Origin of the sequence: Paenibacillus sp. N3.4, assembly GCF_008017805.1 — a bacterium.
Lineage (GTDB): Bacteria > Bacillota > Bacilli > Paenibacillales > NBRC-103111 > Paenibacillus_E.
In genome coordinates, this window is the sequence record NZ_VRTT01000063.1 from 13,065 (window position 1) to 34,170 (window position 21,106).

20 protein-coding genes and 1 riboswitch are annotated in these 21,106 nt (G+C 44.2%); of the genes, 16 read left to right on the forward strand and 4 right to left on the reverse strand.

All coding sequences use genetic code 11. The features are described 5' to 3' along the window. Window positions 1-262 precede the first annotated feature (262 nt). Window positions 263-348: riboswitch (cyclic di-GMP riboswitch) on the forward strand. A gap of 78 nt (window positions 349-426) precedes the next feature. The 4 genes from FU659_RS25595 to bcbE all read left to right on the forward strand — a co-directional run bounded on the left by FU659_RS25595 (window position 427) and on the right by bcbE (window position 5,893). Continuing rightward, window positions 427-2,733: a GGDEF and EAL domain-containing protein gene (locus FU659_RS25595; protein ID WP_187274394.1), complete on the forward strand. Its 2,307-nt coding sequence runs from the start codon at window positions 427-429 to the stop codon at window positions 2,731-2,733. 21 nt (window positions 2,734-2,754) lie between these two features. Continuing rightward, complete coding sequence (locus FU659_RS25600) at window positions 2,755-3,276, forward strand: hypothetical protein (protein WP_147950161.1); 522 nt, start codon at window positions 2,755-2,757, stop codon at window positions 3,274-3,276. A gap of 22 nt (window positions 3,277-3,298) precedes the next feature. Further along, the gene (locus tag FU659_RS25605; protein ID WP_147950162.1) at window positions 3,299-4,546 is read left to right on the forward strand and encodes a M48 family metallopeptidase; all 1,248 of its coding nucleotides are present in this window, start codon (window positions 3,299-3,301) and stop codon (window positions 4,544-4,546) included. Between the two features lie 114 nt (window positions 4,547-4,660). Further along, window positions 4,661-5,893 (forward strand): bacillibactin exporter BcbE, encoded by a 1,233-nt coding sequence (bcbE, locus tag FU659_RS25610; RefSeq protein ID WP_147950163.1) that lies wholly within the window; start codon window positions 4,661-4,663, stop codon window positions 5,891-5,893. Window positions 5,894-5,965: 72 nt separating this feature from the next. On the opposite strand, the gene FU659_RS25615 is transcribed toward bcbE, so the two are convergent. The 4 genes from FU659_RS25615 to FU659_RS25630 form a co-directional block, all read right to left on the reverse strand. After that, window positions 5,966-7,111 carry a conserved virulence factor C family protein gene (locus FU659_RS25615; protein WP_147950164.1) on the reverse strand — a complete coding sequence of 382 codons (1,146 nt, stop codon included), beginning with the start codon at window positions 7,109-7,111 and terminating at the stop codon, window positions 5,966-5,968. Window positions 7,112-7,213: 102 nt separating this feature from the next. Beyond that, a complete protein-coding gene (locus tag FU659_RS25620) occupies window positions 7,214-7,801 on the reverse strand; it encodes a guanylate kinase (protein WP_147950165.1) in 588 nt (195 codons plus the stop codon). Between the two features lie 218 nt (window positions 7,802-8,019). Then, a complete protein-coding gene (locus FU659_RS25625; protein WP_147950166.1) occupies window positions 8,020-10,026 on the reverse strand; it encodes a DEAD/DEAH box helicase in 2,007 nt (668 codons plus the stop codon). A gap of 117 nt (window positions 10,027-10,143) precedes the next feature. Then, window positions 10,144-10,833, reverse strand: a complete 690-nt coding sequence (locus tag FU659_RS25630) for a hypothetical protein (RefSeq protein ID WP_147950167.1) — start codon at window positions 10,831-10,833, stop codon at window positions 10,144-10,146. 275 nt (window positions 10,834-11,108) lie between these two features. Here FU659_RS25630 and coxB point away from each other — a divergent pair, with 275 nt between their 5' ends. The 12 genes from coxB to FU659_RS25690 all read left to right on the forward strand — a co-directional run bounded on the left by coxB (window position 11,109) and on the right by FU659_RS25690 (window position 20,934). Beyond that, a complete protein-coding gene (coxB, locus tag FU659_RS25635; RefSeq protein ID WP_147950168.1) occupies window positions 11,109-12,125 on the forward strand; it encodes a cytochrome c oxidase subunit II in 1,017 nt (338 codons plus the stop codon). A 28-nt stretch (window positions 12,126-12,153) separates the two neighbouring features. Next, window positions 12,154-14,025 (forward strand): cytochrome c oxidase subunit I, encoded by a 1,872-nt coding sequence (gene ctaD / locus FU659_RS25640; protein ID WP_147950169.1) that lies wholly within the window; start codon window positions 12,154-12,156, stop codon window positions 14,023-14,025. Next, entirely contained in the window at window positions 14,022-14,636 is a 615-nt protein-coding gene (locus FU659_RS25645) for a cytochrome (ubi)quinol oxidase subunit III (protein WP_147950170.1), read from the forward strand. The genes ctaD and FU659_RS25645 overlap by 4 nt, the downstream gene beginning before the upstream one ends. A gap of 1 nt (window position 14,637) precedes the next feature. Further along, complete coding sequence (locus FU659_RS25650) at window positions 14,638-14,955, forward strand: cytochrome C oxidase subunit IV family protein (RefSeq protein WP_147950171.1); 318 nt, start codon at window positions 14,638-14,640, stop codon at window positions 14,953-14,955. 173 nt (window positions 14,956-15,128) lie between these two features. Further along, on the forward strand, window positions 15,129-15,986 hold the full coding sequence (locus tag FU659_RS25655; RefSeq protein ID WP_147950172.1) for a cytochrome c oxidase assembly protein: 858 nt from the start codon (window positions 15,129-15,131) through the stop codon (window positions 15,984-15,986). 18 nt (window positions 15,987-16,004) lie between these two features. Continuing rightward, window positions 16,005-16,460 carry a DUF420 domain-containing protein gene (locus FU659_RS25660; RefSeq protein WP_147950173.1) on the forward strand — a complete coding sequence of 152 codons (456 nt, stop codon included), beginning with the start codon at window positions 16,005-16,007 and terminating at the stop codon, window positions 16,458-16,460. Window positions 16,461-16,662: 202 nt separating this feature from the next. Beyond that, on the forward strand, window positions 16,663-17,412 hold the full coding sequence (locus FU659_RS25665; RefSeq protein WP_147950174.1) for a hypothetical protein: 750 nt from the start codon (window positions 16,663-16,665) through the stop codon (window positions 17,410-17,412). Further along, complete coding sequence (locus tag FU659_RS25670) at window positions 17,405-17,836, forward strand: GntR family transcriptional regulator (protein ID WP_315971356.1); 432 nt, start codon at window positions 17,405-17,407, stop codon at window positions 17,834-17,836. The genes FU659_RS25665 and FU659_RS25670 overlap by 8 nt, the downstream gene beginning before the upstream one ends. A 2-nt stretch (window positions 17,837-17,838) precedes the next feature. Next, a complete protein-coding gene (locus tag FU659_RS25675; protein ID WP_187274395.1) occupies window positions 17,839-18,135 on the forward strand; it encodes an ATP-binding cassette domain-containing protein in 297 nt (98 codons plus the stop codon). Continuing rightward, a complete protein-coding gene (locus FU659_RS25680) occupies window positions 18,132-18,746 on the forward strand; it encodes an AAA family ATPase (protein ID WP_187274396.1) in 615 nt (204 codons plus the stop codon). Before FU659_RS25675 ends, FU659_RS25680 begins: the two co-directional genes overlap by 4 nt. Before the next feature lie 3 nt (window positions 18,747-18,749). Further along, window positions 18,750-19,655 carry an ABC transporter ATP-binding protein gene (locus FU659_RS25685; protein ID WP_147950177.1) on the forward strand — a complete coding sequence of 302 codons (906 nt, stop codon included), beginning with the start codon at window positions 18,750-18,752 and terminating at the stop codon, window positions 19,653-19,655. Further along, a complete protein-coding gene (locus FU659_RS25690) occupies window positions 19,648-20,934 on the forward strand; it encodes an ABC transporter permease (RefSeq protein ID WP_147950178.1) in 1,287 nt (428 codons plus the stop codon). Before FU659_RS25685 ends, FU659_RS25690 begins: the two co-directional genes overlap by 8 nt. The last annotated feature ends 172 nt before the right edge of the window (window positions 20,935-21,106 follow it).

Here is a 21,106-nt window from a genome sequence, read left to right on the forward strand (position 1 = left end):
AGGAAACAGGTCTTATTTCATCCAAAGGAGGAGAAGCGAAACAGCCGGTTACCAGTGCAGTAAGGCTGAATATTATTAAAAGGTAACTAATAAACTTCATCATATACACTTCCGTTTCTGACTATTCTTTCATTACAACATTGGAAAATGAGAAAATCAACAAATGTGCCAAAAGTTGACGGCACCTATAAGCCATGTTATAAAATAAATAGGAATAAATAGGAATAAAGTCCTAGTCCAAAAGAAGTGAATAGTACGTTAAAAGAGATAAAGGCAAACTTGGTGAAAACCAAGGACGCAAAGCTAGAGGGGCTACTCGAGAGATTCGAATGCCAGCCAGTTTCCGCTTTTAGGTTGATCAGGAGCCTTGAAGCAAGGTTCCTTTTTTTTGCTTGTATGTGGGAAGGGATGGTGAGATGTAGTTCTATGCCTAATATTTGGCTTGCCATGATGTTTTATTTTATTCCTATTCTTCTTCTGTTTGGTATGGCTCTGGAGGTGTATAACCAGAATCGACAGGAAGAAATTAATAAAATCGCAGCTAGCTTTATGTTTGTAACGATCATTCTATACATGGGAACGTTTGCACGTCATTTGAATATGCCAACCTCTGCAAAATCCATTGCGCTAGGCCTTACTTACTTGATTGGGTTCATTCTTATATGCTTGGTCATGCATTTTTGTTTGAGATTAACGGGGAGATTTAAAGCGTTATCCCGTAAGCATGTCATGCTTATCTGCTATGGATCATTGGTCCCCGATTTGCTTGTATTCATGCCATCTTCTTGGCTCTCCGTGTATGAGGCAGATGGAATTCAAGTATACGAGATTTCAAATGATGTCTTTCAACTGCTAATGATCGGAAACTGTTTGTATAGTATTGTTATCTGTATGATCGTCACGATCATGGGATTTCGTTATACGAAACATGTTGAATTACAAATAAAAAGGAAACAGTTTCGCACGATTATGCTGGGATGCCTCGTTTCATATGCTTGGTCATTTCCGTTTATTATGAACGATCGGTCCTTTTTATTACTTGAAGAGCTTGATTTTTCGGATCTTGGCATACTCTCAACGCTCTGGATTGCCTTATTTTTACGCTATGCTATGATGAAATACAATTTTATACCTACAATTCCTTATAACGATCAAATACTTTATGAATTATCGCCTTTATCTATTCTAATTGTCAATCAACAAGGGATTATTAAGGACTTGAATCCACAGACAGCGCTGCTGCTGGAATATCCGCCAAGTGAGCTAATGTTCAGACCTATCGGACAATTCCTGATTAGTGACCATACGGTGATAACCCGAACAGGGAGCAGGAAAGAAGTGAAGGTCGAGCGCCAGTATATGGAGTCTCGGGGAGAAATTTTGCAATATATGGTGATAACGGATGTTTCGAAAGGGAGAGAAGCCGAAGATAAAGTAAAATATTTAGCTTCCCACGATTCCTTAACGGGATTAAGTAATCGTTTTTATTTTCAGAAGCAGGTAGAGGCCTATATTCATCAAGTCGATGGGGGTAAAGCAGTCATTTTCGTGCTGGATATAGATAAATGTAAACAAATCAGTCTAACAGAAAGCAATGTCTTAGGCGATCGGTTACTTCAATATGCAGCTAAGAGTTTGAAATCGGTTTCGCCCTCAGAGGCGTTGATTTCAAGATTAGGAGAGAATGAATTTGCACTCATCGTTCCAGATATGGAAGATAGGGCTTCTATTGATTCCCTAGCCAACAGAATTATGAATACTTTCAAAGAAACCTTCGTTTATGAAGGAAACCCAATCAACATTACCGTGAGTATGGGAATCTGTCTAACCCCTGAGCATGGGGAGCATGCAGACGAGCTATTGCAGTATGCAGAGATGGCGATGTATGAGGCAAGGAGACAAGGGAATAACCATTTTGTTATTTTTAAACCATCCTTGCGCCGTGAGGAGCAGGCACACTATTGTATGAATTTAAGTGTGAGAAAGGGACTGGAAGAAGGTGAATTCTCACTTCACTACCAGCCACAGTTAGAACTTGGGACAAGTCGAATTATCGGCGTTGAGGCTTTGATTCGGTGGATTCGTCCGGGAATTGGTCTGTTAGCGGCTGAAGATTTTATTCCAATGGCAGAAGAGTCCGGTAATATGATGGATATCGATTACTGGGTATTAGATACGGCTTGCCGACAATTGCAAAGTTGGATGCAGGAAGGCTTGGATGGAATTCTGATGTCTATTCATTTATCCCCGAGGCAATTGAGTAATGCTGAATTTCCTGAAAAAGTTTCTGAGACCATTCGACGAACGGGTATTCTTCCGGGCCAGCTCTGTTTGGAAATCAAAGAGCATAGAGGGATATACCAAAACGAAGAGGTGGTGGGTATTTGTCACGCTATTCAAAGTCTTGGAGTGAAACTTTCCATTGATGACTTTAGAACAGGCTACTCGTCGCTTCCCTTTTTAAAGAGAATTGCCGTCCATTCTGTTAAAATAGATCGTTCATTTGTAAAAGATATGCTGCACAGTGCTCATGATGAGGCCATCGTTCATACAATGATTGATGTATCGCATAGCTTAGGAAAGCGGGTAATCGCTGAAGGTGTAGAAGCGTTCGAGCAATGGGAGAAATTATCTGAATTTGGATGCGATGAGATACAAGGTTATTTTCTGAGCAAACCGCTCGAAGCGAACGATTTTCTACGATTTATGGCACAAAAAACAACAGTGATATGAACAGAAAGGATACTACGCATCATGAGACATATATACCGAGTAACGGAAGCTATACATAGTAAAGGGATTTCGTACGCTATTGGCGGAAGTGGTCTATTGTTAAGCTTAGGTCTTATTTCTGCCATGAATGATTGGGATGTCATGACAGAGGCTCCGCTTGATGCGTTGATTGCAAGCTTATACAAGGAACGAATTGAGGTGCTTCCAAGCGGTGATGAACCGTTTAACAGTCAATATCGTTTACTTGTCCAAACAGATGATAAACCGATTGAAATTATTGGTTCCTTTCAGCTCAAAACCGATAGCGGGATCGCGCGGCTGCCTGCCATCTCAGCGCATATATGGAAGGGACTAGCTATAGCCAGTCCCGAGGTATGGGCAGTTGCTTATGAGCTTATGATGCGACCTCATAAGGCAGAGCTGCTATGGACATATTTAAAAGTGAATGGTTGGCATCCAGATATTTGTACGAAGCTTCTGCAAGAGCCATTGCCCTCTGCGATAAGGTCCAAGCTTGAGCAGTTTATGATTTCCAATCCTTAACAGAGAATGGAGAGGAGAAGCTATGAAACGACTTTATATGCTGCTCATCCTTGTGTTTGGGGCCTATGCCTTACTCATAAGCTTATATGTATGGAAAGCTGACTTATTTCACATTCCTTATACACTCGTAGGTACAGCAGCTGATCCGCATACCTTCATGACCAATGAAGAGATTGCCAAGTCAGAGTCGTTGTCACGAATTCGTTCACTTGCTTATTTCATAAATGCTCCCTTGGAAATTGGACTTCTCATTTTATTGCTTGGGGTCGGTGTAAGGCTCCGTAAGTTCGTTGAAAAATGGTTTGTACGTTCTTGGCTGCAAATGATCGCGTTCATTATCCTTTTTACAGGGTTATTGGGAGTGCTGTTGTTACCGCTCGATTACCTCTTATTCGTAGTGGATCATCGCTACGGAGTATCGAATGAAACGACCATGACGTTCTGGACGGATCACGGGAAAGACTTTGTGATTAATGGACTTGGGACCCTTTTCATGGTTGGTTTATTCAGGTGGATGCTAAAGCGAAGTCCGGGACGTTGGTGGCTTTGGCTCTGGACAGTTTCTATTCCAATTATTCTGTTCATCACATTTATCCAGCCGGTGTTGCTTGATCCGCTTTATAATGATTTTCAGCCCCTTCAGGACCAAGAACTAAAAGCACAAATTCTTCACCTTGCCGCGCAATCTCATATACCGACAGATCAGGTTTATGAAGTCAATATGTCCGAACGTACGACCACGATCAATGCTTATGTGAACGGGATTGGTGACAATGCTAGGATCGTATTATGGGATACAATTCTTAATAAGCTTCAGCCAAAAGAGATTTTGACAGTTATGGCTCACGAGATGGGGCATTATGTAGAGCGGCATATTTACTGGGGAATCGCCTATGGACTACTTTTAAGTCTGATTGGTTTCTGGCTTGCATGCCATATGTATCGTTTTTTTATTAACAGATGGGGCGCTCACTGGGGAATTCGTGGAGACAATGATTTGGCTGCGCTCCCGATCTTGCTAATGATCTTAACCTTGATGAATTTCGCATCCGCACCTGCGCAAAACGCGTTCTCGCGCATTCTTGAACATCGAGCGGATGTTTATGCGATGAAAATGACTGGAGACGGAGATTCAGCCATTCATGCTTTTCAACAAATCGCGAAACAAAACTTAAGTCCTGTCACACAACCTAAGCTCATACAATGGTTTCGCGGTTCACATCCAACGATTATGGAAAGAATCATGTATTTTAAGCAGTATGCCAAATAAGAACGAAGGAGGTATGTATCCAATTGTAGAGGGAATAGTAGAAAGGTTAAGGCATCGACGGGTAAACCCGAGATGAGAGCGCCATAGATTGGAATAAGGATAGGTGTTCTATACATGGAGAAAGGTAAGAAGTGGGATCTCCTATCTATTGCATCCATACCGCTTATCATGACACTTGGGAATTCGATGCTCATTCCTGTGCTTCCGGCGATTCGTGACAAGCTTGGTATTTCATCGCTCCAGGTTAGTCTGATGATCACCGTCTATTCAGCCATCGCTATTGTATTAATACCCATTGCCGGTTACTTGTCCGATAAGTTCGGGCGTAAAGTAGTCATCATACCCAGCTTGATCATTGCAGGAGCGGGGGGATTGGTGTCGGGATTAGCAGCAATGTGGATGCAGCAGCCTTATATCATGATTTTAGTTGGGCGATTTTTACAGGGAGTGGGTGCAGCGGGAGCGGCCCCTATCGTATTGCCTTTGGTCGGCGATTTATTTCGTAAAGAAGATGATGTTAGCGCAGGGCTAGGTATGATCGAGACCTCGAACACACTAGGTAAAGTATTAAGTCCTATCTTAGGATCAGCTTTGGCTGTATGGTTGTGGTATTTACCCTTTCTGGCGATTCCTGTGTTCAGCGTGATTTCAGCAGTGTTGGTTTGGTTTTTAGTGAAGATGCCTAAGGCAACGAACAGCGGAAAAGAAGCTAAAGCTGATCCTCAGTCCAAAAGCTTCAGAAGCTTTCTAACCTCGCTAACCGTCATTTTTCGTCAAAAGGGAAGATGGTTATACGCCATTTTTGCTATTGGCGGCATCTGTATGTTCGTTGTGTTTGGTACATTATTTTATTTGTCGGATGTGCTTGAAGATCAGTATCAGCTGAAAGGGATTTTGAAAGGCTGTGTGTTGGCTATCCCCTTAGCTGCGCTATGCACGGCTTCTTTCTTGACAGGAAAAAGGATCGGTCAGAACAAAAAGAAGATGAAGTGGATCACATTCTTAGGGATTGCTATATTGTCTGTCTGTATACTGGTTTGCGCATTGATACAGAACATGTACCTATTGATTGCTTTGCTGAGTCTGTCAGGAGTCGGTATCGGAGCAGCGCTGCCTTGTCTGGACGCCATGATTACGGAAGGGATTGAAAAAGAAGAGCGCGGAACGATTACTTCATTGTACAGTTCCATGCGTTTTATTGGTGTCGCTGCAGGCCCGCCTGTTGCTTCATTATTGATCAAGCATTCCCCGGGCACGATGTTTTACTCGATTGCTGCTTGTTGTGTCGTGGCCGCGGTGTTGGCGTTGATTGCCATTCGTCCGAAGCAGGAGGCGCCTAAGACATAAAGGATAAAAAAAGGCACGAATGTCATCCGAAGCAGGGGATGGCATTCGTGCTTTTTCTATTTATAAAAGCATTTATTCATTTCTGCGTGTCATTTGCTGCCAGACGGAGCCTTCAGCGGCATGACCGCCTTCGATACGTTCCACTGCTATTTTTACCTGCATACGCACTTCGAATTCGGGGTCGTCTATTGCTGCTTTTAGCTCCCTCAGCACGGATGCATCGCCAACTTCATAGAGGAAACGAGCGGCGCGCCAGCGAACCAGCTTGTTGCGATCTCGCAGCGCTTTTGCCATGGCTGGCATAGCGGCTGGATCTCCGATGTCGGACAGCGTGTCCCCCGCTGTTCGTCGCACGGAAGGCGTAGCGTCCTCAAGCGCACGATACAGGAAGGGCAATACCTCGGGCTCTTTGATATCGCCGAGGTATACAGTGGCCAGTCGCCGAATCGACGTATTCTCGTCCTGCAAAGCATGGACGAGGAGAGGCAGTGTCGTTAGCGACGGCTGGATTTTCTGAAGCGCGGCATAGCGCAGCTTCCAGTCGCTGTGGCGCAGCTGCTCGGCTGCTGCGGCTAATGTATCTTCGCCTGCGGACGTTTCCGCGGGCTCTTCGTCTGTGGTCTCCTGCATCGCTAGGAAGACCAGAGCTTCTACGCGGGCGTCGTCGTAAGAAGCGTCCAGCTCCTGGACGACTTCGCCCGCGATGTCTTTGAGCTCGCCGTAGCGAACGCCGAGCTCTTCGAGCTTCCGCTCCTTGATCAGGTTCGGCGAAGCCGTACCTGCGCGGATAGCGGCTTGCGTGAAGCGGTCCGGCATAGCCAGACGCGCTTCCTCGGAGCCAGCGCGCACCCTCACCTGTAGAGGGATGCCGCGAAACATCTGCACGAGTACTTGAGCCTCGCCGAATGCAGCTTCAGAGGCAGCTTGTTCCGGCGGTAACCCGCCGGTAGCGGAAGGCTGTGCCTCCCCGAAAATCTCACGCGCTTTGGCAAGAATGAATTGCCAATCTCCCTTTGAGGTTCGATCAACAGCAATAAAATCAGCCGCATGAAAGATGCTGATAACCCCTTGCACAGCGAGCAATTGTGAGATCGTGGAGGATGCTTCCGCGCTATTCACTTTGGTATAGGTCATTCTTACACCAGCGGGAAGAGATTCATCCATGTTGAGCTTCATCGAATTAGGACTTGGTGTTGGTTCTATAGATACGATTTTCATAACTACGAAGGAACTCCTTTCTGAAAAGGCATAGTCTGATGTTACGTCAAAAGACCCGGACGTTTGCTTTCGTCCAGGCCTGTTATGGGTTGTGTTTGCTAATTAATCTAAGTCAACTAGATTACGGTTTAAGTAATGATCTAATGTTTTGGTGAGGTCGAAAACGGTGTGAGCCAAATCCACATTTTCAAAAACATGTTCACATTGATCACGATAAGCGAGTTCATCCTCGTAGTAGGAAAGATACTTACGAATAATCTCTTCCGAGTCACCGCTTTCTTTCATACGTTGTTGGAGTTTTTCCTCATCGGCATAAATGAAAATTTGGACGACATGATCGCCGTACAGCTTTTTGAGCGTTTCGGCACCAAAACGATTGAGGATCAAATAAATGCTGCCACTGGATTGAAACATCTGTTCAATGTCGGCGCTCTTGATTCCATACAAGTGATCATTTACCGTACTGACTTCAATAAATTCATTGCTTGCTTGTGCTTCTGCAAACTGTGCAGGAGAGATAAAGTGATAATCTTGACCATCTTCTTCGGTCGCTCGCGGAGGTCTCGTTGTGTAAGAAATGACTTGTTTCATCCCCAAGGTGGAGCCTGACATTTCGGCAACTGTTTTACGACCGGCCCCGTGAGGACCTGTGAATACAAAAATCATTTCCTTGTCCTTTAATGCGTACATGGAATGTACCTCCTTTATGGTAAATAGTGGGGGGGTAAATCCTACGTGCGTGCCACAATATGAAACGATTCTTGTCTGAGTAGGATTACTTCCAGAATAAAAATCCTGGTCGAACGGTTGGCGTGCAAATCGTAAATTCCTAACCCAATACGAAGAGGGTACTTATATTTTACAACTTTCTCGTTGTTCGGTAAAGGCTTGCTGTGAAAACGCTTCTTCTAGCGTTTTCCACCACGACCGCCGCCGCGAGGCGCACTTGGCCTGTCACCGCGCGGAGCTCCACCGCGAGGCGCACTTGGCCTGTCACCGCGCGGAGCTCCACCGCGAGGCGCACTCGGTCTGTCACTGCGTGGCGCTCCGCCGCGCGTTGCGCTCGGTCTGTCACCGCGAGGTGCTGCGTCACGTGACCCAGCGCGCGATCCGCGCTCTGTGCTTTCGCCGCGTCCCCAAGCTTGAGCACCGCGAGGTGCTGCTTGGTCTCCACGCGGTGCTCCGCCGCGTGGACCACGTTCAGCGCTTTCGCTACGGGACCCGCCGCCGCGAGCTGTACGATCACCGCGTCCGCTTCCGCCGCGAATGGTGCGGGATGCACTTGCGGCATCGTCACGCCCTGTACCGGCATATTTATTATAAGGTGAATAGGATTTATCGCCATGAGGGGCAGATCGTCTAGTGGTGCTGCGTTCTGGACTTCCCTCACCGCGTCCTGCTGATTCTCCCCGTCCCCATGACTGGGTAACGCGAGCTTTTGCAGCGCTCATATTATCACTGCGGGCAGGAGCTCCGTTAGCTGTTGTCCGTTCTTTACTTTCACCGCGTCCCCATGTATTTGGATTACGCTCCGTGTTGACTTTGGCTGTGCGCGTTCCTGTGCGCTCGCCTCTTGCCGTATCTCTACGAGCTCCTGTACGTTCGCTTTTTGGTCCCGAGCTTAAAGTGCCATATTGAACATTGGATCTATCCCCACGACCGTTCTCACTTCGTGCACCGGATCTTCCGCCGCGTCCACGTTGATCGGAGGAAGCATTTCTTCCGCCAGAGAAACTGCCTTTACGTGCGGAGCCTCTGCCTTCGCGTTCAAAATGCTCCTTGTTATCGGAGCGAACGCGGCGAGGTTGTTGATCCGCATTCCGTAGTGACATACGGATGCCGTTTTCAATGAGCTCAATCGTTGGCATATCTCTTTGCGTAGCAAAAGTAACGGCTACACCTTTTTCACCAGCGCGCCCAGTTCGGCCAATACGGTGAATATAGCTTTCCGCGTCTTGAGGAACATCATAGTTGAAAATATGAGTAACCCCTTCGACGTCAAGACCACGAGCTGCAATATCCGTAGCGACCAATAACTCGATTCGTCCGTCTCTGAAACGCTTCATGACTTGTTCGCGCTTAGCTTGTGATAAATCACCATGCAATTCGTCGGACATTAAGCCAATTTCTTGCAAAACTTCATTAAGCGCGATAGCTTTGGCCTTGGTGCGACAGAATATCATAGCCAGGTAAGGCTTATATTGCTTAATAGCTGCAATAAGAGCATCTTGCTTATCGCGGTCTGTAGTCTGAACAAGCACTTGTTCAATTTCGGTTAAAGTGACTTGCTTGCTTTGGATTTTAATTTCCTTAGCTTCTTTCATATAAGCTTTGGATAAATTAACAACTTGCTCAGGCATCGTTGCAGAGAAGAGAAGGGTCTGGCGATAAGGAGATGTTTGTGCAATGATATCTTTCACTTCGTGGAGGAAGCCCATGTGCAGCATTTGATCCGCTTCATCTAATACGAGTATTTTCAATTTATAGAAGTTGATCGAACCACGGCGAAGATGATCAAGCAATCTTCCCGGTGTTCCTACTACTATATGTATGTTCCCTTGCAGTTTTCTAAGCTGCTTTTCTACATCCTGCCCGCCATAAGCTGCGAGAACCTTAGCTCCGGTAACGGGAACCAGATTTTTCAGCTCATTGCTAATTTGAATGGCAAGCTCGCGTGTGGGTGTTAAAATCAACGCTTGCACGTCTGGGCTTTCTACATCAATGGTTTCTAATATAGGAAGCACGAAGGCAAGGGTCTTGCCTGTACCTGTTTGTGCTTGAGCGATAACATCCGTACCTTTTAATAAAACTGGGATGGCTTCCCGTTGAATAGGGGTCGGTTCGACGACACCTTCTGCTTGTAAAACTTGAACAAGACGTTCTCTGATTCCTAATGAGGCAAATCCATTTGACATGGGTAATTGGCCAGCTCCCTTTTTCCTACATATTAAAGACGATTTCCCCATTGTACAGGAATGCCAGGCAAATGAAAACAGGAGCCGGCTTTCAAGCAGCAAATAACAAGTTTATTTTTAATCCTCGGGCAGTACTTGGGCAGTCCCAAAGACACGTTCTACGGTTTGATTGAAATCCGGTAACAACGGCATTAAGGAGTTGCCTTTCCAAGTCTCCTGCGCATAGGTGTTCATTTTATTCAGAAAATCACGGTTTGCCGAAATATAAACATCCATGATATGGGGCTGCAGCAAGCGGACTTTCTCGGCAATCGTTTGTTTGAATCGGTGCGAAAGCATATCATGATGGATAGCAGTTTCATAGTTGTTGAAACCATTATTCAAATCATTTGAGGGCAAGTAATCGTTGTTAGGGTTATGATCGTTGTAAAAGCCTTTTGCTGTTCCTTGATTGTTTGTTTCTTTCGTTGTCCCTTTTGTACCTGTAGCGGTGCTGTCCATCATCAAAGCGACATAGGCGTTTTTATCTGTGGTCATAACGATAGCTGTATTGACCCCATTGAGCGCATTCAGTTGATAGGATAAGAATTGGTTGTAAGTCAATGCGGTATTATTGTGCGCAACCGGACCATATAGCTGCTGTGTTTGATAAGCGCGTTCTGTATCCGTCGCATTTTCGACAGGAGAACCGAAATTCGTATGGTCGGGACTCTTGCCATATTGTCTTCCGCCTTCTGAACAACCGAATAATATCAGCAGGAGGAATATCATTCCATAAATCGGAAAACCTAACTTCCTGAGCCTCATAAACAGACCTCCCATATACGTTTTAATATCTTTAGGATGGAATGTTTTCGTGCTTTTATTCGCACTTTCAAATAAAGGCTTTCACGCATAAAGAGGAGGTAGTATGGAAATAACGATGGAGGGAATTATATCGCTATAGCGCGCTTTAAGAACAATTTGTGAACTTCCCTCCAGCGATTGACAAAAAGTTTTCACGAATTTATAGTTAATAAAGTGAATTGACATGGGCATGGCCTTCGTGGTAAAAATATTGTTTTAAAAGTGGGGTTGATACAATGAGTCGAATGAAAAAGTTATGGCGTCTAATACCCCTTATCGGGTTAATGACGTTCCTGCTAACCGGGTGTGGAGACCCAACCTTGTCTGCTTTGAAACCAAAAGGTCCTGTTGCGGCCGAGCAGCTCTATTTAATGAAATTAAGTCTCTTTATCATGGTATTTGTCGTAATTGTCGTATTTGCTATTTATGTGTATGTGTTGATACGCTTTCGTAAACGTGAAGGCGACGATAGTATACCTAAGCAAGTTGAAGGCAGTCATGTGCTTGAAATTATTTGGACCGTTGTTCCTATCCTATTGCTTCTGGTTCTTGCAGTGCCTACAGTGTCATACACGTTTAAGCACTCAACCAACTACACTAAGGATAAAGCTGCCGTGCATGTTAAAGTAACTGCACATCAATTCTGGTGGCAGTTTGAATATCCCGATTTAGGTATCTCAACTGCACAACAACTGGTCATTCCTAAGGATAAAATCATTTCGTTTGAAGTCGTCTCTGCTGACGTATCTCATGCATTTTGGGTACCTTCCCTCGGAGGTAAAGTAGATACCAACACAGGGATCACGAATACGCTTTATTTACAAGCCGATGAAATTTCTACTTTCCAAGGCAGATGTGCGGAGCTATGCGGAGCTTCACATGCCTTAATGAACTTTACTGTACAATCCAAAACCGAAGAAGATTTCAACGCTTGGGTTCAAAAAATGAAAGCGCCTGTTACTGTGCCGGCTACTGCGCAAAAAGGCGAAGAATTATTTAAAGAAAATTGTATGTCTTGTCATGCTATCACTTCGAACGGTCCTGGTGTTGCTCCTAACCTCAAAGGCTTCGCTGATCGCGATACGCTTGCTGGTGTTCTGGAACACACTCCTGAGAAAATGGCTTTGTGGATACATAATCCTCAAGAACAAAAACCGGGCAACAAAATGCCGGCTTTCGGTAAAGAAGCAAACGGAAAGCTTGACGATGCCCAAATCAAAGATATTGTTACGTACTTACAGACTTTGAAATAAACTTCTCAGGATAAAGGAGGTTCCTACGTTGGCTCATTCTCACCCAGTAAAAAGATACAGTGGACTTATGGATTGGCTTACTACCGTCGATCATAAGAAAATCGGTATCCTGTACTTAATAGCGGGCGGTTTCTTCTTTCTTATCGGAGGACTTGAAGCCATTCTCATTCGGATTCAACTCGCTTTTCCCGATCAACATATTTTTATCGGGGATTCTTTTAACCAATTAACGACTATGCACGGAACGACAATGATTTTCTTTGCAGCGATGCCGATTATCTTTGCTTTTATGAATGCCATCGTGCCTCTGCAAATTGGTGCAAGGGACGTTGCATTCCCATTCGTAAACTCACTTGGTTTCTGGCTGTTCGTTTCAGGTGGCGTACTCATGAACACAAGCTGGTTCTTGGGAGGCGCACCTGATGCTGGTTGGACGGGATATGCACCATTATCGACCATTACGGATAGTAATTTGGGTCAGACGCTGCAAAACAATTTGCAGGGTACAGACTTCTATGTGCTAGGTTTGCAGATTGCTGGTATCGGTACACTCATCGGGGGGATTAACTTCCTCGTTACGATTATCAACATGCGTGCACCAGGGTTAACATTCATGCGCATGCCGATGTTTACATGGACGGCTTTCATCACGTCGGGATTGATTGTACTCGCTTTCCCTGCTATTACAGTTGGTCTTGTTGAGTTGATGTTTGACCGCATCTTTGGCGGCGCATTCTTCGATGCAGCCAGAGGCGGTAACAACGTGTTATGGGAGCATCTATTCTGGATTTTCGGGCACCCCGAAGTTTACATTTTGATTCTTCCGGCTTTCGGTATTATTTCTGAAATTGTTTCCACGTTCTCAAAAAAGCGTCTTTTTGGATATAGCTCCATGGTATTTGCTTCTGTATTAATCGGTTTCTTAGGCTTCATGGTTTGGGTTCATCATATGTTCACAGCAGGTTTAGGTCCAGTTGCCAACTCGATCTTTGCTATTGCGACAATGGCGATCGCTGTTCCAACAGGTGTGAAAATCTTTAACTGGTTATTTACGCTTTGGGGTGGACAAATTCGTTTTACAACTGCGAATATATTCGCAACAGCTTTTATCCCAACCTTCGTAATGGGTGGAACTACAGGGGTTATGCTTGCGATTCCAGCGGCGGACTTTCAATACCATGATACGTATTTCGTAGTTGCTCACTTTCACTATGTTATCGTTGGCGGTCTAGTTCTTGGTTTGTTCGCAGGTCTTTACTACTGGTGGCCAAAAATGTTTGGTCGCATGTTGAACGAAAAATTAGGCAAACTGCATTTCTGGTTGTTCTTCATCGGCTTCCATCTGACATTCTTCCCGCAGCATTTCTTGGGATTAATGGGAATGCCTCGTCGTGTATTTACGTATCAATCAGGGCATGATTTAGAAGTAGGTAACTTAATCTCAACAGTGGGTGCTTTCTTTATGGGCATCGGTACAATAATCTTCTTGATCAACATCATTGCAACTTCAAGAAAACCAATGACTGCTCTTGCCGATCCTTGGGATGGTCGTACGTTGGAGTGGACGATTCCATCACCAGCGCCGGAATATAACTTTAAACAAACGCCGTTAGTTCGTGGATTAGATGCATTCTGGAAAGAGAAAATGGCAGGTAATAAAGAAATGACGCCAGCTGAACCTATTGGCTCCATTCATATGCCTTCCGGTTCCATTCTGCCGCTTGTAATGTCTGTTGGTTTATTCATTGCCGGTTTTGGTTTTATGTACAAAAATTATTATGTAGCTGGTATTGGTATGGCAGTTACACTTTTTGCAATGTTCTTGCGTTCCGTATATGACGATCATGGTTGGCATATTGAACCGGAAGAGCTTCAAGACGAGAAGGGGGTAAAGGCATGAGTACTCATCATACGGGCGCACTGCCTGCTAATCCGGAAACGGCTACCCTCGAAGGGAAAAATAAAGTCCTCGGTTTCTGGCTCTTTCTTGGAGCCGAGGTTGTATTATTCGGCTGTTTGTTTGCTACTTACCTCGCTTTACGCAACTCAGTTCCAGACGGTCCTACGGCTGATGAACTCTTCAAACTCAAAACGGTGGGTTGGTCGACATTCATCCTCTTGACTAGTAGTTTAACGAGTGTATTCGCAATTATTGCGATGCATAGACAAAAGCTTGGTCAATTGTTAGCTTGGTTAGCTGTTACTGTATTGTTCGGTCTTACCTTCCTAGGTATGGAGATTACTGAGTTTATTGATTATGTACATGAAGGTCATAAGTTTACAACAAGTGCATTCTCAACCTCATTTTATACCTTAGTCGGGTTCCATGGAGCTCACGTAGCATTCGGTGTTTGTTGGATTACGCTGTTGATTTTGCAAGGACTCAAAAAAGGTCTTACGGTTGTTACAGCACCTAAGTTTTATGTAGCCGCTTTGTATTGGCACTTTATTGACTTAGTCTGGGTATTTATCTTCACAGTCGTTTACTTGATGGGGAAGGTGGGTCACTAAGATGAGCAGCAATTCTCATGATACATCCGCACCTAGCAAAAGAGTTAAACACGAATCTACAATGAATCACTATTTGTCTTACATTATCTCGATTCTTCTTACGATGTTGGCATTCGCTGTCGTACTGTATGGAGACTTAGATCGTTCCTTTATATTAATCTTTATCGTTACACTGGCTATTGTGCAAGCAGTCATTCAGCTTCTGTTCTGGATGCATGCCAAGGAAAGAGGACACTTATTCCCATTGATTTTCCTTGCTGGTGGAGCTTTCGTTGCTCTAACTGGGGTATTAATGGCTGTCTATTGGGTTTGGTGGTAAGAAAACAGGAAGAGGCACCTTTGTTTAGGCAAAGTGCCTCCTCTTTTTTTAGTAGATAAGAGAGTATATGTCTATACATTTGCTTCGCATCTACCTTGATAACCTCGCACGTCATTAAAGGACGACGAAGTCGTTAATCCTTGGCTAGCGTTGAAAGGAGAAAGATATCAGTTATGAACCAAATTGGCGGTTTTTTTGATTTGTGGAATCCTGTTTTACTGTTGGTGGTCGTTGTTGTCGGGTTTATGTACAGTCGATTCGTCGCTGAGGGGAATGGGAGTAATGCAGAGCGCGAACCGGTTTCGGTCAAGCAGAAGGTATCTTTTTACGTAGGTTTAGTTCTATTTTATATTGGGCAAGGAAGTCCGATTAATTATATTGGTCACCACTACTTGTTCAGTATACACATGCTGCAGCAAACGATACTATACTTAATTTTTCCGATCTTTATTTGGGTGGGAACACCGGCTTGGCTGCTTCGCTCTCTCATGAAAAATGTTATATTCCGTGTCATTTTTTCGTTTTTTACACGTCCACTTATTGCGCTGTTTCTGTTTAATATGCTCTTCTCCATCTACCATATGCCTCTTATTATGGATGGCTTGATGAAGAATGATATATTACTGTTCGGTTATCATTGCCTATTGCTGTTTACTGCTTTCATGATGTGGTTCCCTATATTTTGTCCACTTCCAGAGTTGAATAGCCTGAACGAATTGAAGAAAATGGCCTATATTTTCGGGAATGGTATTTTGTTGACACCAGCCTGTGCGCTCATTATTTTTGCGGATTCGGTCATTTATGATATGTATGGAAATATTACAGTGCCATTTGCACATTTATCACCTCTCGATGATCAACAGCTCGGTGGTGTTATTATGAAAATCATCCAAGAAGCCGTCTATGGCACAACGCTTGCCTATATTTTCTTTAGATGGTATCGTAGAGAACGTAAAGAAGATGACTATTTGGATGGCTTAGAAGCTCAAGAGAGCTTGAATAACCAACGCGGCAATTTGAATCGCGCCTAAAAGAAAGGATTTACGAAGATGCACATTTTGCCAACAATTTCAACAATGTTTATCGTCATAAGCGCGATATTCGTTGCTTTCGGCTGGTATCATATTGTCAAAGGGCATCGGGAAACCCATCAGAAGTTGATGGTTCTGGGCGCAATCTTTGCACTGGCGTTCTTCATCATTTATATGTCCAGAACTTTATTTGAGGGTAATACGGCCTTCGGAGGACCTGAGAGTCTGAAATTACCTTATCATTTATTCTTGTTTTTCCATATCACATTGGCAACTGTAGGCGGTGTACTGGGACTAATCACTCTGTGGTTTGCTTATAAGAATAAATTTTTCAAGCATAAGAAAATCGGCCGCGTAGCTGCTATTGTATGGCTTCTTACCGCGCCAACGGGTGTATTGGTATATGTTTTGCTATACCTGATGTATCCAGGTGGTACAACAAAGCCTGTCATAGATGCAATCTTTGGACTGTAAACAGGAGCTAAACGAGTGAGTTCTTCACTTTGCTTAGCTTTTTTCAATCTAAGTTATTCTAAAAGCAAGACCGACAAACGGGATACCGTTTAAAGGTTTTGCTTTTTTTGTTTTATTTAGGGAATTGTAATTAATCCTTGATTTTCCATATTAGATGTGTATATACTGTGTATATAAATATACACAGTTAAGAGGCTGGCTGATGAACAACAAGAAGTTATGGCAAGAGGCTTATTGGTTGGCGAAGGTTGATCTTCGAAATAATAAAAGGGCGCTGCTGGCCAATACATTATTTAATATGTATATAGCCTTCACCTTATATTCGATGAGTACCTTTCTTCCTAGCAAAGAAGACTCACACAGTGTTTTAATTTTTACACAAATAGCTTTGAATTTTTTTGTGATGGCAATTGTGCCTGTATGGGGCTTCCCTATATCAAGAGCGCTGCTTAAATGTAAAAGTAATGATGTCTACACGAGAAAATTGGCTTACTTAAAGACCATGCCAATATCGGATAAGGTTCTGATCTGGAGCCGTTTTATACAAGGAACGCTGATGACATGTGCCATGGCATTGTTGGTATTTACTCTTTATTTCACTGCACTTGCGATTACTGGGAAGCTAACGTTGAATCTTCTCGAATGTGCTCTATTCATGTTGGTGTGGGTCGGATATTCGTTAATCGTCTCAAGCCTGTACGTCAGTTGGGAATTAACCCTTAAAGGGAAATCGTACTTCATGATGAATCTGATTTTGTTGCCTATTTATGTGGTTGGAGCCATCGGGCTCTGGATGCTGCTGAAACAATCGATTTGGGCAGCGATTATGGATGGCGTTAGAAACTATCATGTATATTTACCCATCATATCTCTATTACTCGGAGCGCTAGCTATCGTCGTAAGTGCCAATGGGTTAACAAAGAGATTGGCGAGACGTGATTGGCATGGATAGGAAGCTGCCAATTCCCATTCAAGTTTCACCGCATCTTGCAGAACCTATGTATCATCAAATTGAAGATCAGCTTCGAGCGCTTATTCTGAATGGTCAACTCCCGGCAGGTACGCTTCTGCCCTCTATTCGTGAGTTTGCGGCTGAGTTGTCTTGCAGCGTCATTACGATCCGCAGAGTGTATCAGGATTTAGAGAATGAAGGAATTCTTGGTACAAGACAAGGCATGGGAACCTATGTGGCAGAGGTTGGTGATTCACGCATGGAAAAGTATCGTTATGAGGCTGTATCAGCAGCGCTGAGGGCCGCCGTCATAACAGGTCGCCGTGTTCATTGCACGACGGAAGAGCTAAGAAGCTTATTTGAAGAAGCGCTAGAACGTGAGCTCAGAGAAGAGCAGGAGAGGACAAATGGGGAGGCAGAATGAGCATGGAAACAGACGGTTTTAAAGCTATTTCTATAAGAGGCGTTACCAAGTCACTGGATACCCTACAGCTTGGACCGATGGATCTGGAAATAGAGCCTGGTTATATCATTGCTGTTGTCGGACCTAATGGCTCAGGGAAAAGCTCATTATTTCGCTTGTTAATGAATCTAAATAAGCCTGATAGAGGTGATATTCACTTACATGGGAAATCATATGCTGTTGACGAAGTAGCCATTAAACAGGCGATGGGCTACGTGCCGGAAGTTGAAGAATGGAACGATTCAGGATGCAGACCGTGAAAGGATTGACGCAATTTGTATCCCATTGGTATCCTAGCTGGCGCCATGACAAAGTAAAAGAGCTGTACGAGCGATTTGGAGTAGACGAAAACCAGCAACTAGCGCTTCTTTCGAAAGGGACGAAACGTAAGTTGTCATTCATTCATGCTATTGCTTTTGATCCAAAGATCCTATTAATGGATGAACCAACCTCAGGACTTGACCCTTTTGCATGGCGTATCATGATGGACGAAGTGATAGCCTATATGGGAAGTGGCGATAGGACGGTATTGATGGCCACGCATATCGTGGATGAGGTGAAACGCCTTGCGGATTATGTAGCATTCATTCATGAGGGCAAATTACTTGGATGCTACGAAAAGGATGTTCTCTTGGATGAATGGAAGTCACTATGGATCGAACCCCATATACATGACTTTACTCCTCTAACAGGGGTCGTTGCCATTGAACGGCAGGGTAATGGGACATCGCTTAAATTAACGAGTCGTTACTCTCAACAAACTGAACAGGAGCTCCAACGTTTAGGTGTCCAAATCCTGCATACACAGGCTGTTGAGTTGGATGAAATACTGGGCTATCTGACGAAGGAAAAGATTGGAAAGGTGGGATAAAAGGTGACGTATCCTTTGATTATCGACAATGTTTCGAAGCAATATGGAGAGAAGACCGCCGTAAACAATATTCAGCTTCGTGTAAAGAAAGGTGAAATATATGGTTTATTGGGCGCAAATGGAGCTGGAAAAACCACCACGATGCGCATGGCTTTAGGTCTCATTTATCCTGACCAGGGGAGCATCTCGTGGAACGGAAAAGGCTATCGCGAAGAGCTTCGCAGGTTGATGGGGTATTTACCGGAGGAGCGCGGATTGTACCCGAAAGTAAAGGTTAGTGAACAAATTATTTATTTGGCTGAATTGCGAGGCGTAGCTCGGAAACAGGCGGATGCGGATTTAAAGGCATGGCTGGAGCGATTCAATGTCCCCGAGTACTACAATAAAAAGATTGAGGATCTCTCTAAAGGCAACCAGCAGAAGATCCAATTTATTGCAGCGGTCATTCATAATCCGGACATTTTGATTTTGGATGAAGCCTTTAGCGGTCTTGATCCGGTCAATGTCGAGCTTCTAAAGGCAACAGTAAAAAGCTTGCGCGATGAGGGCAAAACCATTTTATTTTCCAGTCATCGTATGGAGCATGTGGAGGAGTTGTGCGAGAATATTTGCATTCTGGATCGTTCTAACACATTGGTTCAGGGCAGCTTGAAAGAAATTAAGGCTAGCTTTCCTAAGGAAAGAATTATGTTGGAGACGGAACAGCTTATTGTCGGATTGGAAGAAGTTCCGGGTGTGACTTCCGTAGTAAAGCATTTGACTGGTTATGAGATTCGGATTAATGATGCGGCCGCCGCACAGCGGATCCTTCATCATGCCCTGCAGCAATCTACCATACAGAGATTTCAGATTATGGAACCAACCTTGAATGAAATCTTCATCCAGAAGGTGGGAAGAGCGCATGAATAGCATATTTACAGTTATTAAATTTACTTATCTGACACGATTTCGCTCCAAGTCGTTTCGCGTGATGAGCGTTATACTCATTCTGATCTTATCCATATTAATTCATTTGCCTGCTTTAATTGATAAGCTGTCTTCGCACGATGCGACCTCAATCGGTGTTTTCGGAGGCAAACAAACAGAGTTAGCCGGTAAATTAGAAGCTTTTTATAAGCAGCAGATGAGCCCTGAGATTGTCATTGTTCCCCTCCAAGATGCAGGCAATGCAGCCGCAAATGAAATCTTGGGCAAGCAACAAATTGCCGCTAAGAAGATTAAGGGCTATTTAGAATTTACGGATGCAGTTGAGTCCGGGTTTCCCAAAATTGTTTATAAATCAGAAGGAACGCTGGAATTTTCACTCAAAAATAAACTGCAAACCGCGCTTCAGCTTATTAAAACGGATGTGATGTTAAAGGGAGCAGGCTTGGCAGCGGAACAGAAAGCAAACATTCAGGCTCCTATATCTCTGGCAACCGTCCAAATATCAACTAACGATGGAGCCGCGGCGGGGAAATCAGAATCCCAAATGGTGATGTCCTACGCACTTGTGTATGTCATGCTCTTCATGCTGTACATGGGGGTTATTGGATTTGGCAACATGGTTGCGATGGAAATAACAGCAGAGAAAAGCTCGCGAGTCATGGAACTGCTCATTACTTCCGTTTCACCGCTCAAACAAATGTTTGGTAAAATTATTGGGATTTGCATGCTGGCCCTCACTCAAATCGCACTAACGATTGTCGTTGCTGTCATTAATCTGAATTTATCCGGCAGCAGTAAACTCATAGAAGAGTTGCATTTGAATTGGTCGGATATGCAGCTTTCGCTGATCGTCTACTTCTTGATCTTTTACCTGCTTGGCTTCTTCATCTACGCAACCGTATTCGCAGCCGTCGGCTCACTTGTTAGCCGCACAGAAGAGGTAGGCCAGGCGATTATGCCGGTCACAATGCTGATCGTCGGGGCTTTCATGATCGCCATGTTCGGACTGAGCAATCCGAATTCCGGCTTTATCGTGGCGATGTCATTCGTACCATTTCTCTCGCCATTAATCATGTTCCTGCGCATCGGAATGAGCAGTCCAGCATTATGGGAAATATGGCTGTCTATTGCCATTCAGCTGGCATCTATTTTGGCAATGGCATGGGTAGCGGCCAAGATTTATCGCACAGGGGTGCTCATGTACGGCAAACGCCCATCTTGGCGTGAGCTGCGTAAAGCGATGCGTGCCTATCGGGTTTAACGAAAAAAATTTAAAAAAACAGGTGTAAGTTAAGGCGATAGTTGAGATACATTTGATCTAAGAATGAGATAAATTCAGCTGTAAGTTTGAAATTAATATATTAGGCCTAGACGAATTAATTACTTGATTCATCTAGGCTTTTTACATGCTGAAAAACAAAAGACAATAATAG